The organism is Teredinibacter sp. KSP-S5-2 (genome assembly GCF_032773895.1).
GTDB lineage: Bacteria > Pseudomonadota > Gammaproteobacteria > Pseudomonadales > Cellvibrionaceae.
The window spans coordinates 2,610,807-2,625,469 of the sequence record NZ_CP120416.1; the positions used below are offsets into that span (position 1 = coordinate 2,610,807).

Sequence of the window (14,663 nt, forward strand, 5' to 3'; positions counted from 1 at the left end):
AATGACATGTTCGTCTCTTTGTCGAGACCTCTAGTAGGCTTGCAAAAGCTTTTGGGATTAATTTACCTATGGCGACAAATGTTTTGAGCGCTCACCGATGTCACAGTAACCCCCAAGTAAATTGTGCAGACTGCCGTCTTGCCTCGATTTGCTTACCAATCAGTTTAGAAATAGAAGATATAAACAAGCTGGATGATATTATTCAGCGTGGCCGACCAGTACAAAAAGGCGACCACATATATCATGCAGGCAACGAATTCAAATCCGTTTACGCATTGCGCTCAGGTGCAGTGAAGACCATAAAGGTTACTCAAGACGGGCAGGAACAAGTCACCGGCTTTTATCTCCCAGGCGAACTCATCGGTATGGATGGTTTAGCCACAAACAATCACAGTAATTCAGCCATTGCTCTGGAAACTTCCGCGGTATGTGAAATTCCATTCACCCGTCTAGAAGAATTAAGCACGCGCTTACCTAATCTACAAAGACGTTTTTTCCAGTTAATGAGTAAAGAGATTACCCACGATCAGCAACTTATTACTCTATTAAGCAAAAATAGTGCAGATGAACGTGTGGCTTCCCTGCTCCTTAGCATCTCGACTCGAAATAGTAATCGAGGCTTATCTGCTAACGAGTTCTACTTGCCTATGTCACGCTCAGATATTGGGAACTACCTTGGACTAACCATTGAAACCGTTAGTCGGGTATTAAGCCGTCTCCACAAACAGGGAATGATTGAGCTAGACAAGAAACACGTTGTTATCAAAGATATGGATGAACTAAAGAGTACGGCCTCGATCCCGTCCATATAAGATAAAATCTACGAAATATTAAAGTGGCCACCGTGTGTGAAGCGATGGCCAGTTTTCCGGTAAAAAACAAACTCAGCCTTTAGTAGTAGCCGCTTCTCTCCTATTTCCAATGCTCCCAGTCCATTTTATTATTCACCCTACCTTTCTTTAATAACAGAATTGACGCTTAAGGCAACATTTTTATAGCTTTTTGACTATTTTATAAACTCTTTCAGCAACCTGATGTAAAAAATTTTATTCAGAATAAAATAATATAAAAACAATCCACGTAATTCCGTTTAACCTATTAAAAATGAGAATTACTATACTTTTCAATAAGTTAAGCTGGGATGCATACATTACGCATTAATGCGAAAAAAGCGCCTTTTAAAACTTACAGTCACCCATATCATCTTTTAAATTTCAAATAAGAATAAGCAACAAGGAACTGTGTCACAATTTTCTTGACAATTATTTTGGTGCGACTTTTAATTAATACAGAGGTCGTACTTTTTGTAAACAATATTAAACACGGCAGGGTGGCTGCTATGAAATATCTAGCTTTCATATTATCAATTCTTGGCTTGTTAGTTGGGTCTTCAGCGGCGTTTGGATGCGACGAAAAGTGCAAAAAAGAAGAAGCCCAGGCAACACATAATGTAAATTTTCCAGGTTACCTGTCCTGGAATTTCTGCGAAGACACTCGTACACAGTTCATGGCTTCAGCCATACCGAGCCTTGAAAAATACCGAGATGGCGAAATTGACACTCGTTACAAAGGTCCGCTAAAAAATATCAAAAGCTTCGTCAATCAACGCAAAGACTGGTTAGCAGAATGCGATGAGTATATGAAGCTTACCGGTAAGGGCCGCATCTTTGATGACAGTAAAACCACCGGACAAATTTTCGCCGCGATGGATTCCGTCACCAAGGAGCTGGATGCCTTGATTGCTGGGGCGACATATTCAAATGAATATGGCGATGATTCTGCGGCTCAGGTCAGAAGTCGATTTGATAGTTTGCTCAAACTGGTGGACGATCACAAAACACTTATGCACCTTAAAGGGAAATATGTTTCACGATAATATTCTGTAACTCATGTCTCTCACAAAAAAAACGACAGTTCACACTGTCGTTTTTTTTGTTTTCAATTTCAACACGATTCAATTGCAGTATTCGGAAGTAAAAACTATAAGTGGTTACTATTGAGTGGAACTTGCGGGAATATGTAGCCCTCTGCCCTGTGATTAGCTAAAGAACAAACCTTAATAGTTAAATGTAAACTCGACGAACAGCACTACTCACCTGTTTATTTTTTATGTGTTTCTGTTCTTTTGAAGCCAACCCTTAAGATCATATCAATCACAATCGATTTATAGCTGATCCTGCATATAAGATAACTTGCCGTATTCTCGACTAAAATAATCCAAAAATTAGCATTCCAGCTCTTTTCTTTGAGCTTTTTGTGCAGCATCCATGATCGCTTTTAAACCTGCTCGAATTAGTCGAACCTGTTCAACAGCAGAAGAATCTTCAGGAAAATGGCTAGGTATAACACCTTCGGGTTGTGAGGGACTTCCCTCAACAGCAAGGCGAAAGCCAGAATTATGATAAGCAGATGCGGATGCTAGATCCACATTCCAAGCGTCAAAGTCCATCTTAGCCTCTCCATCGAGTTACTCTGATTTGATCGGGTGACAGCACCGAAATTACTGGGCGCACTTTACTCTTGAGCATAGTGAATTTCTAGTAGAAAATGGAAAAAAACAACCGTATTACATCACCAAAGATAGTGTTTATTCTCATCAATAGCCACTTCAACAGCAAATAATTATTAATTTAGCCTTTCACCATTTCCAAAAAACGAACATCTTATTTATAAGAAAAACCTGATAAATAAAATCACTCATTTCTTATTTTTAATTTCTATGCAAAAGAATAGACAACTGTTTGATTGAAGATGATATTTCTTGCTCCGTCAAAGCGCCAAAACCAAATCGAATATGGTTACTTTTCTCACCCTCTTTGCCAAAAAGAGTTTCCGTATGAAAATCACTATGTTTGAGTTTTTCTATATTGCGTTCGTCTATCAAGTTTTCGATGTTTACCCATATTGCCATTCCTCCCGCTGGCACAGAAAACGAAACATCTTCTCCAAATACCCGTAGAAATTCCTGGATAGAAAAATCTCTTCGAGACTGATACAGCTTTCGAGTTTTGCGAATATGCTTTTTGACTTCTCCTGAATCCATTAACTCGGCCAGAGCCAGCTCAGTGACTGAATTTCCCTGCCGATCGATTAACAAAATCTCCTGTGCTGCACGATCTATAAAATGTTGGTCCGCCACCATATACCCCAAACGCAACCCAGGTGCAAAGACCTTCGATAACGATCCGATATGAATAACATTTTCAGATTCAGGAAGACTCGCTAATGGGGGAATGGGTCGACTTTCATAATGAAATTCATGATCGTAATCGTCTTCAACGATAGAGAACCTGTGCGATCGAGACAGCGATAATAACTTCAAACGCCGCTCCATCGACATACACACGGTTGTCGGGTATTGATGGTGAGGGGTAGTATATAAGCCAGCGACTTGGTGCTCTGCCAAAATACGCTGCAAATCTTCAATATCCAACCCATGCTCATCAATTCTGCAACGCACGACCTCAAAGCCACAAGATTCAAAGGACGCCTGCGCTGGCGGATAACTTAACTCTTCCAGAACAATTACCCCTTTCTTCGGGTCCAGTACTCTGGAAGCAATAAATATCCCCATTTGGCTGCCGCGAACAGTACATATTTGTTCAAGTTCGACATGAACAAAACGTTCCATTTTGAGCATTCTTTGAATTGCCAACCGCAACTCTTTCGTTCCCCGTGGGTCGCCATAACCTAAACTTCTTTGCCGCACAGATTGAATTAACGCTCGGCGATAAGCTCGCGACAGTACCTCATAGGGAATCAATCTCACATCGGGAATACCATCATTTGCACCAAACACGGCTTCCACACCGGACAACACATCTTGATAGAGCTCAGAAAGTAATCCCCCAGCGCTTCGTGTTTCTCGCGCAATATCCAAAAGCCTGAGGTTTTCAATAGAGATCTCTTGCTCAGGAAGAACATCCGAAACAAACGTTCCCCTTCTTGCCTGAGAAACAAGCCAGCCTTGTGCCTCTAACTCCTCGTAGGCGGACTGCACGGTTTTTCGATTTATCCCAAGCTGTTGAGCCATCGAACGAGACCCGGGAATCATCATTCCCGGTGTCAACCGACCTTTTTGAATATCTGCAGTTAACCGATTAACCAGCTTGGCATGTATGGACTCACCATCACAGTCCTTCAGCCACAGTTTAGTTTGCCAAGGTCTAAGCATCTCCCCTCCTCTGGACCAGAATACATTTAAAAACTGGATGTTATTAGTGGTCCAGCAAATCGATAGTCTGCCGCTTCTTGTTAAGAAACACAACCACTCGCGGAGTCCCCCATGAAAACAGCCTCTCTGGCAAAAGAGCAACTGATGCAGCAAGCTCAAAACAGTATGAACCTCACCCAAGACCTGGAGCTGAGTGATAATCAAAAGCTCGCATTAACCTGTCGTATCCTTTTTGATAAAGGCCACGACGCTGGTTTGGCCGGGCAAATTACCTGCCGCGCAGACACTCCCCAAACGTTTATCACCCAACGCTTTGGTTTAGGTTTTGATGAAATCACAGCAGAAAACCTGTTAACCGTGGACCAAGACTTGAAACCGCTTGATGGGCAATGCATGGCCAATCCAGCAAATCGCTTTCATACCTGGATTTACAACGAACACCCGGATGTGAATTGCATCATCCACACCCACCCCACTCATGTCGCGGCGCTTTCGATGCTGCGTGTGCCACTAACGATTGCCCAGATGGACACTTGCGCTTTATTTCAGGATTGCGCCTTTTTAAATGAATGGCCTGGCGTTCCTGTCGGGAATGAAGAAGGCATGATTATTTCTAAAGCCCTCGGATCTAAACGTGCAGTTCTATTGGCTCACCACGGTCAGTTAGTCGTCGGGAAAACAATCGAGGAAGCTTGCAATCTCGCAATATTAATCGAGCGCGCTGCGCGTTTACAGCTGCTGGCAATGTCTGCCGGTCAAATCCAACCATTACCAATGGAACTCGCAGCCGAAGCTCACGATTGGGTTTCAACGCCAAAACGTAATCAAGTGAACTTTTCTTACTACGCCAGACAAGCACTTAAAAACCACCCTAATTGCATATAAGGAACCCTCTGATGAACTTATCCGGTATTATCGCTTACCCTATCACCCCTTTTACAGAAGACGAGCAAGGTATTAACTACCCTATTCTCGCGGAAACGATTGAGCTTTTAATCCGCAATGGCAGTGATGCTATCGCACCTCTTGGTAGCACAGGAGAGAGTTCCTATCTTTCTCTGAACGAATGGAAACAGGTGGCCGAGTTTTCGGTCAAACAAGCGGCTCAACGCGTTCCCGTTATTATTGGGATTTCCGAACTGACCACCGAGCAGGCGATTGTAAAAGCAAAATATGCGGAAATGATTGGTGCCGATGGCATTATGGTTATTCCCGTCTCGTATTGGAAACTAACCGATCAGGAAATTTACGATTACTATCAGGCAATCTCTGACTCAACTTCTCTGCCAATAATGGTTTATAACAACCCGGCGACCAGTGGTGTCGACATGTCCCCGGAACTGATAGTGAGCATGTTTTTTGAAATACCTAATATAAAAATGGTGAAGGAAAGTACCGGCGATATTCAACGGATGCACCGAATCTATAAGCTATCTTCCGGTAAACTGCCATTCTTTAATGGTAGCAACCCTCTCGCTTTTGCTGCGCTATGTGCCGGAGCAAGTGGCTGGTGCACAGCCGCACCAAATTTGCTCGGCAAGCTGCCGAAGACGCTTTACGAGAAAGTGAAGGAAGGTAAATTAGCAGACGCCCAAGAAGTTTTTTATCAGCAACTTCCACTCCTGCGTTACATTGTTGCCGGTGGGTTACCCAAAACCATCAAGGCAGGCTTATCTGTAAAAGGAATAGACGCTGGTCAACCACGTAAACCCTTGCATAGTGCTGACGCGACTGAACGGAAAAAGCTTCAACAGATGCTCGTTAGTATCGAAGGTTAAACCTTATGGTCAGAGTATCGGCGTAGAAGTCTGATATTCTGACCATCTCAACATCTATGCCTATTTATTTTTTATGACCATCATGCAGAAAGACACAGATACAGAAAACACAGAGTCGATTTTTGATAAAGAACACTCTCTTCAGAATATCCAGAAAAATCTGTTAGCAGTACAACATCAAATTGAAAGCACATGTAAAACATCAAATCGGAGCAGCAAGAGCGTTCGACTTTTACCCGTCAGCAAAACATTTAGCTCTGAATATATTCGTTTAGCCTATGCCATAGGCTGTACAACATTTGGCGAAAATAAAGTTCAGGAAGCCCAGAAAAAATATCAAGAAACCTGTGACATACCAGATCTACACTGGGCGATTATTGGGCATCTGCAAACCAATAAAGCGAAGTACGTTGCTCGTTTTGCCAGTGAATTTCATGCTCTGGATAGTCTTCACCTTGCAAAAGAACTTGATCGTAGACTACAAATGGAGGGGCGCTCTCTGAATGTGTACATTCAGGTCAATACATCTGGAGAGAAAAGCAAATACGGTTTAGAGCCGGATCACGTGGAAGCATTCATCAAACAACTCCCCGTGTTTTCTTCCCTACAAGTAAAAGGATTAATGACCCTCGCGATAAATAACAGAAATGCAGAACAAATTCGAATGTGTTTTTCTACATTACGAAACTTACGCAATCAATTACGACAAAAAACGCCGGCAGGTATTGAACTGAACGAACTCTCTATGGGGATGTCTGGAGACTACAAAATCGCAATTAAAGAAGGAGCAACGGTATTACGAATTGGCCAGGCAATATTCGGCGCACGGAGTTTACCTGACAGCTATTATTGGCCTAAATAATTTTAGTATCGTTATTTATCCTACTCAATTGTAGCGCTATAGCCTTGCCGAAAAAATCGAGAAAGCTATAGCAGCAACCGTACTTAATCTTTCCATGCAGAGCAACGAATTACACTGCAAAAATTCCCACGATGATAGTGTTCTTCTTTATCAGCAATAACATCCGCTTTCACATTCCCAAAAGTCGTGTCAGGCTTATGCTTAATTCCTTCGTAAAAAGACTGAATGATATTTTCTTTAAAATCTGGCGTTCGAGGAAATGCTTTAACAATCGCATTTCTGTCTTCCTCACTGAACTCCTGATATGTTAAACCAAGCACGTCCATTTCAACCCCGGCGGTAACAAGTGCAACGACCGGATGCATATGGACAGGTACCCCTGGAGTAGTATGTAAGGCAATCGCAGTCCAAACGGTGTAGACGTCATCTTCAGGAATACCATAACTGCGTAAAAAATCACGAGCGGCGTGAGCGCCATCCACTTCAAACCGCTCATTCTCACTACTATGGCTTGGCATCAATCCAATATCGTGGAACATAGCACCGGTGTAAAGCAACTCGCGATCAAACTTCAACTCTCTTTTCAAACCAGACAAAACACCAAAACAGTAAACCCGGCTGGAATGGTTGAACAATAATTCCGTCTCAGTATCACGAATATACTCAGTGACAGCCCTGGCCAGGTTAGAGTCAGGAATGGAAATCTCTTTACTGATACGAGCCATATTATGTACCTCCAATTAAATTTCTATGTGCAGATAGAATAAATTGGGGTTAACATGTCCTCAATCGACTTAATACGTCTTAAAAGGACAATTTCAGATCGTGAGAGCCATCATTACCAATGAAAACCAAAAGCATCGTTATCGCCGCGGTACAAGGAGTCCAACTACTCGATGTATCAGGTCCGCTGGATGTCTTCGCAGAAGCTAATATTCAAGCAAAATATCAAGCATATCGACTTTTAATCGCATCTCACGGACCTGAACCTGTTCGCAGTTCATCGGGTGTTCGTTTGATCCCTGACTTAACCTTCTCATCTAAGGACGAGGAATCTATCGATACTTTACTCGTTGCGGGTTGCCCAAACGCCGAGAAAATCAATGAAAATAATGCACTAACCGACTGGCTCTCGGAGCAAATCCCCAAGACCAAACGTTATGGTTCAGTCTGTACTGGCGCATTCTTTCTGGCTGCTACCGGTTTACTTAACGGACGAAGAGTTACGACTCACTGGGCTCATGCCGAACAGCTCGCTGAACAATACCCTGAGCTTATTGTTGAAAAAGATGCAATTTATATTAGTGACGGACCGTCACGCACCGCTGCGGGAGTTACCGCTGGGCTTGATCTTGCTCTTTCTCTTGTAGAAGAAGACCTTGGTAACGAAATAGCCAAGCGGGTTGCAAGTCAGCTCGTCATGTTTTTTAAACGGCCTGGAGGCCAAATACAGTTTAGCCGGAATCGGGAAGCTGTTCCGGCAGGTCGCTCAGCACTTCAGGAGTTACAGCGATGGATTGCGGCTAACCCGAACCTTGACCATACAATTTCCAGCCTCGCGCAACGCCTAAACTTAAGTCGACGCCACTTTTCACGAATGTTTCGCGATGAAGTGGGTATCACTCCGGCAAACTGGATCAAAGAGGCACGGATAGAAGCGGCTCGTCGATTACTTGAACAAGGAAATTTCGCTCCAAAACAAATAGCCGCGCTTTGTGGCTTTGCCAATTCAGATACGCTAAGGCGAGCTTTCGTTTCTCTTGTGGGCGTGACACCAGCAGAATACCGAAAACATTTTTCGTTAATGAAGAAAAAAGAATAGAAAACACTTATACAAATGAACATCCACTCGAACTAGCAGACGTATCAGAATAAATAAAATAGAAACTTTTTAAAGCAGCGTTTTTATTTATCTAAAAGACTATGTATAGGTAGAGTTAATAGAAGATAAAGCATAGACAACAAAAAATAACTTCAAACAATTACAAAGTATATTTATAAAAAATCCAAGAGGAGTAAGCCCTACAACATACAGAACTTATTCCCCTAGAATTTAATGCTCTAGAACTTAGCCCTTAATTCGGCGTATACCTAAGCCCAACAACCCCAATAGCATCAGAGCAATAGAACTTGGTTCTGGCACAGAAACAGGTTCAGAGGCAAAACGTAAGTTATCGTATGCAATACCTGCTGGGTCTGTGTTACTGATTGTCACACCAGCGAAAGCAACTGTGGAGCTGAATGTGTAGTTTTCGTTGAAGACAGCCATAGACAAGCTATCCACTAAAGAACCATCTCTAGCAAAAAAATCAAATGTTGCAGCACCATTTGCTTCAGCACCACCAATAAGCATGCCTAGACTAAAAATATCGTAGTCGAACAACATAGAAACAACACCTTCACCGATATCACTACCGGCTATCCCACCAGCAAGGCCAGCTGCACCTTGTATCGCCCAGATACCATCGTTCGCAGAAGTTGTGCCCAGAGTCAAAGAACCAGTCGGAGTACCGGAAACTGTTTCAAACCCGCTACCACCTGGATCAATTACAGTTTGACCAACAAAGTGCTCACCAACCGAAACACCATTTCCATCAAAATAGGCGCTCGCACCGGAAGGCAAAGTAGAGAAATCTTCCATCAGTGGATCTGATGACACTACATTACTCACAGAAACAGGTAATGCTAATGCGACCGAAGACATGATTGATAAAGTAAACAACGCAACCACTTTTCTTATTGTCATATTATGTATCCCTTAATTATTGCTTGTCGTTAATGGTATTTCACCATTCAGCAATTACTGTACCAGTGAAAAAAAAACGATTCAGATCAACAGGTTATATTTAACTTGGATGAAATGAATAATTATTCCTGTAAAAAAAACTGACAAGCCAAGAACAACTGTTATGACTTAAAATTCAATGCATTCGTAAATACGAATTATTACCAAAGGCCTAAACGGAAAGCATTTATATAATTATTAAGAGGCGTTAGATTTAATTACGAATCAAGAGAGGTAGAAAAACTTTATAGGCTAGAAAATAAAACAAAATCAGGCATGACTGCCGACAACTGGACACTATGTTTTGCTTAAAAAAGAAATATTCCGCTGAGAAATAAAACAATATTGTAATTTCTCAGCGGATAAAATTATTTAATAATGCCCTATTCCCACTCAATAGTAGCAGGTGGTTTACTGGACACATCGTAAGTCACGCGAGAAACACCAGAGATTTCGTTAATAATTCTATTGGATACTTTCTCCAATAACTCATATGGCAGATGTGCCCAACGAGCCGTCATGAAATCTATGGTTTCTACCGCACGTAAGGCAATTACCCACTCGTAGCGACGCGCATCACCAACAACACCAACGGATTTAACAGGCAGGAATACGGCAAATGCCTGACTGGTTTTGTGGTACCAACCTGACTCATGTAATTCCTGAATAAAAATTGCGTCTGCCTCGCGAAGAATGTCGGCATATTCTTTTTTCACTTCACCGAGAATGCGAACACCTAAACCTGGCCCAGGGAATGGATGACGGTAAACCATATCGTATGGTAGGCCAAGTTCTAAACCAATCTTTCTCACTTCGTCTTTAAATAACTCACGTAACGGTTCAACCAGTTCCATTTCCATTTTGTCAGGCAAACCACCCACATTATGGTGGGATTTAATCACATGCGCTTTCCCGGTTTTGGCCGCCGCAGACTCAATAACGTCTGGGTAGATTGTACCTTGCGCCAACCAGTTAACGCCTTGAAGCTTTTTCCCTTCTTCTTCAAATACGTCGATAAACTTATTACCAATAATTTTTCGTTTTTGTTCCGGGTCCTGAACACCTTTCAAGTTATCAAGGAACATGGCTTCTTTATCTGCACGAATAACTTTGACGCCCATGTTTTTAGCAAACATGTCCATCACCTGGTCGCCTTCATTCTTGCGCAGAAGTCCGTTATCCACAAAAACGCATGTCAGCTGATCACCAATAGCTCGGTGTAAAAGTGCTGCGACAACAGAGGAATCCACGCCGCCAGACAAACCAAGTAAAACTTTGTCTTTTCCAACTTGATCGCGAACACGTTCTATCGCATCTTCAACAATATTGGCCGGAGTCCAAAGCGCTTCACACTCACAAAGTTGCAGTACAAAATGCTCAAAAATACGTTTCCCTTGAAGAGTGTGTGTCACTTCAGGGTGGAACTGTACCCCGTAGAAACGCTTTTCTTCGTTGTACATACCAGCAATAGCACAAGAATCGGTGGAAGCCATTAATTGAAAGCTTTCTGGCATTTGTACCACTTTATCGCCGTGGCTCATCCACACATCCAGCAACGCTTCACCGTCATGACTTACATGGTCTTTGATATCCTGAAAAAGGCGACTTTCACCCTCTACTTTTACCTGAGCATAGCCAAACTCACGGATATTCGACCCTTCAACCTTACCACCAAGCTGTTCGGCCATAGTCTGCATGCCATAGCAGATTCCCAATACAGGTACGCCAAGGGTAAAGACCACTTCAGGGGCTCTGGGCGACTGCCCTTCTGTCACAGATTCCGGGCCACCGGCGAGAATAATACCTTTAGGGTTAAATTCACGAATTTCTTCATCCGTCATATCAAAAGCACGAATCTCAGAATAAACACCAATTTCCCGTACACGACGAGCGATGAGTTGAGTGTACTGAGAGCCAAAATCAAGAATAAGGATACGCTGAGCGTGGATATCAATGGACATAAGCGCTTCTGTCTAATTTAAAGAGGTGGTGGTAAGTGTTACGCCGCGGATGCGGCGCAACAGTACAGTTAGTTTAGCGTCCAGACACGGGATAGTTTGGCGCTTCTTTGGTAATAGTGACATCGTGAACATGACTTTCACCCATGCCAGCAGCAGTCACACGAACAAATTCTGGTTTAGTTCTCATCATTTCCATATCCGTGGAACCGGTATACCCCATAGACGCCCGCAATCCACCCATTAATTGATGAACGATTGCTGACAACGGCCCTTTGTAAGGAACACGTCCTTCAATACCCTCTGGTACAAGCTTTTCTAAACCTTGGCTTGAATCCTGGAAATAACGGTCAGAAGACCCCTGGGTTTTACCCATTGCCCCCAAAGACCCCATGCCCCGGTATGATTTATATGTACGCCCCTGATATAGCTCTACTTCACCTGGAGCCTCTTCGGTACCGGCAAACATGGAACCCATCATAACCGCGTGAGCACCGGCAACAATAGCTTTAGAGATATCACCAGAGAAACGAATTCCACCATCGGCAATGACAGGTACATCAGTGCCTTTCAACGCATCAACTACATTCGCAATTGCCGAAACCTGCGGCACCCCTACACCCGTAACGATTCGAGTTGTACAAATAGAACCAGGGCCAATACCCACTTTTACGCCATCCGCACCAGCTTCAACCAAGGCTTTGGCCGCCTCGCCCGTGGCAATATTACCGCCAATAACCTGAATGTCTGGGTAGTCCTTCTTGATTTTTCGCACACGTTCAATCACGTTTTGCGAGTGTCCGTGAGCAGTATCAACGACCAATACGTCTACACCCGCTTCTATCAAGGCTGCAACACGGTCATCAGTATCTGGGCTGGTTCCTACGGAAGCACCAACGATCAAACTACCATTTACGTCTTTTGATGCATTCGGGAAGGTTTCGGCTTTGTTAATGTCTTTAACAGTTATCAAACCACACAGGTCGAAATTATCGTTCACCACCAGAACCTTCTCGATTCTGTGTTGATGGAGCAAAGCTCTAACGGTTTCAGCCTCGGTTCCTTCTTTCACGGTTACCAGTTTTTCTTTGGGTGTCATGATACTGGCGACACTTGCACTCAGGTTCGTTTCAAAACGAACATCCCGCCCAGTCACTATCCCCACCAAATCTTTGCCATCTAATACAGGTACGCCAGAAATTTTGTTTTTCTGGGTAAGAGCAATCAACTCGCTGATGGTGGCACTGGATTCAATAGTGATCGGATCTTTTACTACACCCGCTTCAAACTTTTTAACTGCCCGAACTTCTCGAGCCTGGTCTTCAATCGACATACTCTTGTGGATAATACCAATACCGCCCTCTTGCGCTAACGCAATGGCTAAACCCGATTCAGTTACCGTATCCATCGCCGCCGAGACCAACGGGATATTGAGAGACAAATTACGTGTCAACTTGGTTTTTAATGACACATCTTTCGCGGTTACGGATGAGTAGCCAGGAACCAATAAAACATCGTCAAAGGTAAGCGCTTCTTGAGCAATCCTTAACATAAAACTACCGCCTTAGGTTGGGTGAGGTCGCATGAAGAAAACCCGACATTATAGATGCTCCGGGATGATGGGTAAACAGAGTGAGGATGGTGTCTAGGCGAAATCAACGTTAAAATGGCCCTCATGACTGATTTATTTTCTCCTGCATTCCCCCAAAACAACCCTGAGCGAAAAGTGCTCAGCGTTTCTCAATTAAATCGAAAAGCCAAACAGCTGCTTGAAATGCACCTACCCATGATTTGGCTAGAGGGTGAGATATCCAATCTCAGCAAGCCTGGTTCCGGCCATTGGTACTTCACCTTAAAAGACGAGAATGCCCAGGTACGCGCCGCCATGTTTCGTGGTCGCAATAGCTTGGTAAAAAACCCACCCAATAATGGTGACAAAGTATTAGTACGTGCCAGGGTAAGCATTTACGAAGGACGCGGAGATTACCAGCTTATCGTCGAACACATGGAAGATGCCGGTTTTGGCATACTGCAAAAGCGTTATGAAGAGCTAAAAGCCAAGCTTGCCACAGAAGGTCTGTTCGACCAATCACATAAAAAGCCTCTACCTCAGATCCCTAATCATATCGGGGTAATCACTTCCCCCACAGGCGCAGCCATCCGGGATGTATTAAGCGTTCTAAAACGTCGCTTCCCACTTTGTCCAGTCACAATTCTGCCTGCCCCCGTCCAAGGTGATGGTGCCCACGAAAAACTCATCTCGGCACTAAAGTACGCAGATGAAAGTAGTCAGTTTGACGTTATATTGCTGTGTAGGGGCGGTGGCTCTATTGAAGATTTATGGGCATTTAATTCGGAAGATCTGGCAAGATCGATATTTGATGCGCATACACCGGTTGTATCCGCTGTTGGTCATGAGATCGATTTTACCATCGCAGATTTTGTCGCAGACCATCGCGCACCTACCCCTTCTGCTGCTGCGGAGCTGCTGAGCCCGGATAGCGATCAGCTATTGATCCATATTTATAATCAAGAGCAAACCCTTCGTCAGCAAATCACAGATATCATTTCCCGGCACCGACAGTCGCTTAATTTGCTCAGTGCGAAAATTAAGCATCCTGGAAATCAAATTCAGCAATGGATGCAAAAGCTTGATCACCTGGAACTGAAACAATTAAATGCCGTGAGCAATACCATTGCTCAACGCAAAAACAACGTTATGCAGCTGGACGCAAGATTACAACGTTGCTCCCCGGCTAATAGAATTCAGCTTGATAAGCAAAAGCTTAGTCAAATCAGCGAAAAACTTTTTTATCTGATTAACCAAACGCTCAAGCAAAAAAAATATGGCCTAACCAAAGCCGCAGAATCACTGGATATCGTCAGCCCTCTTTCAACCCTAAAAAGAGGCTATTCCATTGTAAAAACCGAAAAAAACACCGTTGTAAAATCAGCAAGTCAACTGACCAAGCAACAAGAAATTGAGATTCAGTTTGGCCAAGGCAAAGCCAAGGCAAGCGTTCTGGAAATTGATCCCACCTGAAACCGGCTAGACAGTAAATAGAAATTCGTTAACCATGTAGAGGGGCTGTTGCAATTTGCAGCC

The 14,663-nt window shown here is 43.4% G+C and carries 13 protein-coding genes; 7 read left to right on the forward strand and 6 right to left on the reverse strand.

Annotated features, from left to right (window positions below; genetic code table 11):
• The first annotated feature begins 68 nt into the window (after positions 1–68).
• A complete protein-coding gene (gene fnr, locus P5V12_RS11365; protein ID WP_316953206.1) occupies positions 69–812 on the forward strand; it encodes a fumarate/nitrate reduction transcriptional regulator Fnr in 744 nt (247 codons plus the stop codon).
• Positions 813–1,339: 527 nt separating this feature from the next.
• Positions 1,340–1,876 carry a hypothetical protein gene (locus P5V12_RS11370; RefSeq protein ID WP_316953207.1) on the forward strand — a complete coding sequence of 179 codons (537 nt, stop codon included), beginning with the start codon at positions 1,340–1,342 and terminating at the stop codon, positions 1,874–1,876.
• Positions 1,877–2,224: 348 nt separating this feature from the next.
• Here P5V12_RS11370 and P5V12_RS11375 read toward each other — a convergent pair whose 3' ends face one another.
• On the reverse strand, positions 2,225–2,449 hold the full coding sequence (locus P5V12_RS11375) for a hypothetical protein (protein WP_316953208.1): 225 nt from the start codon (positions 2,447–2,449) through the stop codon (positions 2,225–2,227).
• Positions 2,450–2,710: 261 nt separating this feature from the next.
• Entirely contained in the window at positions 2,711–4,174 is a 1,464-nt protein-coding gene (locus tag P5V12_RS11380) for a PLP-dependent aminotransferase family protein (protein WP_316953209.1), read from the reverse strand.
• A gap of 111 nt (positions 4,175–4,285) precedes the next feature.
• Between P5V12_RS11380 and P5V12_RS11385 the strand changes: the two genes are divergently transcribed.
• The 3 genes from P5V12_RS11385 to P5V12_RS11395 all read left to right on the forward strand — a co-directional run bounded on the left by P5V12_RS11385 (position 4,286) and on the right by P5V12_RS11395 (position 6,814).
• Complete coding sequence (locus tag P5V12_RS11385; protein WP_316953210.1) at positions 4,286–5,059, forward strand: aldolase; 774 nt, start codon at positions 4,286–4,288, stop codon at positions 5,057–5,059.
• A gap of 11 nt (positions 5,060–5,070) precedes the next feature.
• A complete protein-coding gene (locus P5V12_RS11390) occupies positions 5,071–5,952 on the forward strand; it encodes a dihydrodipicolinate synthase family protein (RefSeq protein ID WP_316953211.1) in 882 nt (293 codons plus the stop codon).
• Positions 5,953–6,034: 82 nt separating this feature from the next.
• Positions 6,035–6,814 carry a YggS family pyridoxal phosphate-dependent enzyme gene (locus P5V12_RS11395; RefSeq protein WP_316953212.1) on the forward strand — a complete coding sequence of 260 codons (780 nt, stop codon included), beginning with the start codon at positions 6,035–6,037 and terminating at the stop codon, positions 6,812–6,814.
• Positions 6,815–6,897: 83 nt separating this feature from the next.
• Here P5V12_RS11395 and P5V12_RS11400 read toward each other — a convergent pair whose 3' ends face one another.
• Positions 6,898–7,539 (reverse strand): HD domain-containing protein, encoded by a 642-nt coding sequence (locus P5V12_RS11400; protein ID WP_316953213.1) that lies wholly within the window; start codon positions 7,537–7,539, stop codon positions 6,898–6,900.
• Between the two features lie 119 nt (positions 7,540–7,658).
• Between P5V12_RS11400 and P5V12_RS11405 the strand changes: the two genes are divergently transcribed.
• Positions 7,659–8,636 carry a GlxA family transcriptional regulator gene (locus tag P5V12_RS11405; RefSeq protein ID WP_316953214.1) on the forward strand — a complete coding sequence of 326 codons (978 nt, stop codon included), beginning with the start codon at positions 7,659–7,661 and terminating at the stop codon, positions 8,634–8,636.
• A gap of 246 nt (positions 8,637–8,882) precedes the next feature.
• On the opposite strand, the gene P5V12_RS11410 is transcribed toward P5V12_RS11405, so the two are convergent.
• From P5V12_RS11410 to guaB, 3 genes are all read right to left on the reverse strand, one after another.
• The gene (locus P5V12_RS11410; protein WP_316953215.1) at positions 8,883–9,560 is read right to left on the reverse strand and encodes a PEP-CTERM sorting domain-containing protein; all 678 of its coding nucleotides are present in this window, start codon (positions 9,558–9,560) and stop codon (positions 8,883–8,885) included.
• Positions 9,561–9,982: 422 nt separating this feature from the next.
• Positions 9,983–11,560, reverse strand: a complete 1,578-nt coding sequence (guaA, locus tag P5V12_RS11415) for a glutamine-hydrolyzing GMP synthase (protein ID WP_316953216.1) — start codon at positions 11,558–11,560, stop codon at positions 9,983–9,985.
• Positions 11,561–11,633: 73 nt separating this feature from the next.
• Positions 11,634–13,109, reverse strand: coding sequence for an IMP dehydrogenase (guaB, locus tag P5V12_RS11420; protein ID WP_316953217.1), 1,476 nt, complete (start codon positions 13,107–13,109; stop codon positions 11,634–11,636).
• A gap of 123 nt (positions 13,110–13,232) precedes the next feature.
• On the opposite strand from guaB, the gene xseA reads away from it, so the two are divergent.
• Positions 13,233–14,600 (forward strand): exodeoxyribonuclease VII large subunit, encoded by a 1,368-nt coding sequence (gene xseA, locus P5V12_RS11425; protein ID WP_316953218.1) that lies wholly within the window; start codon positions 13,233–13,235, stop codon positions 14,598–14,600.
• Positions 14,601–14,663 lie beyond the last annotated feature (63 nt).

Coding starts and splice junctions, on each gene's coding strand:
- P5V12_RS11375 (WP_316953208.1), bottom strand. CDS start 2,449: ATGGACTTTGACGCTTGGAATGTGGATCTAGCATCCGCATCTGCTTAT.
- P5V12_RS11370 (WP_316953207.1), top strand. CDS start 1,340: ATGAAATATCTAGCTTTCATATTATCAATTCTTGGCTTGTTAGTTGGG.
- P5V12_RS11400 (WP_316953213.1), bottom strand. CDS start 7,539: ATGGCTCGTATCAGTAAAGAGATTTCCATTCCTGACTCTAACCTGGCC.
- P5V12_RS11410 (WP_316953215.1), bottom strand. CDS start 9,560: ATGACAATAAGAAAAGTGGTTGCGTTGTTTACTTTATCAATCATGTCT.
- P5V12_RS11380 (WP_316953209.1), bottom strand. CDS start 4,174: ATGCTTAGACCTTGGCAAACTAAACTGTGGCTGAAGGACTGTGATGGT.
- fnr (WP_316953206.1), top strand. CDS start 69: ATGGCGACAAATGTTTTGAGCGCTCACCGATGTCACAGTAACCCCCAA.
- P5V12_RS11390 (WP_316953211.1), top strand. CDS start 5,071: ATGAACTTATCCGGTATTATCGCTTACCCTATCACCCCTTTTACAGAA.
- xseA (WP_316953218.1), top strand. CDS start 13,233: ATGACTGATTTATTTTCTCCTGCATTCCCCCAAAACAACCCTGAGCGA.
- P5V12_RS11395 (WP_316953212.1), top strand. CDS start 6,035: ATGCAGAAAGACACAGATACAGAAAACACAGAGTCGATTTTTGATAAA.
- guaA (WP_316953216.1), bottom strand. CDS start 11,560: ATGTCCATTGATATCCACGCTCAGCGTATCCTTATTCTTGATTTTGGC.
- P5V12_RS11385 (WP_316953210.1), top strand. CDS start 4,286: ATGAAAACAGCCTCTCTGGCAAAAGAGCAACTGATGCAGCAAGCTCAA.
- guaB (WP_316953217.1), bottom strand. CDS start 13,109: ATGTTAAGGATTGCTCAAGAAGCGCTTACCTTTGACGATGTTTTATTG.
- P5V12_RS11405 (WP_316953214.1), top strand. CDS start 7,659: ATGAAAACCAAAAGCATCGTTATCGCCGCGGTACAAGGAGTCCAACTA.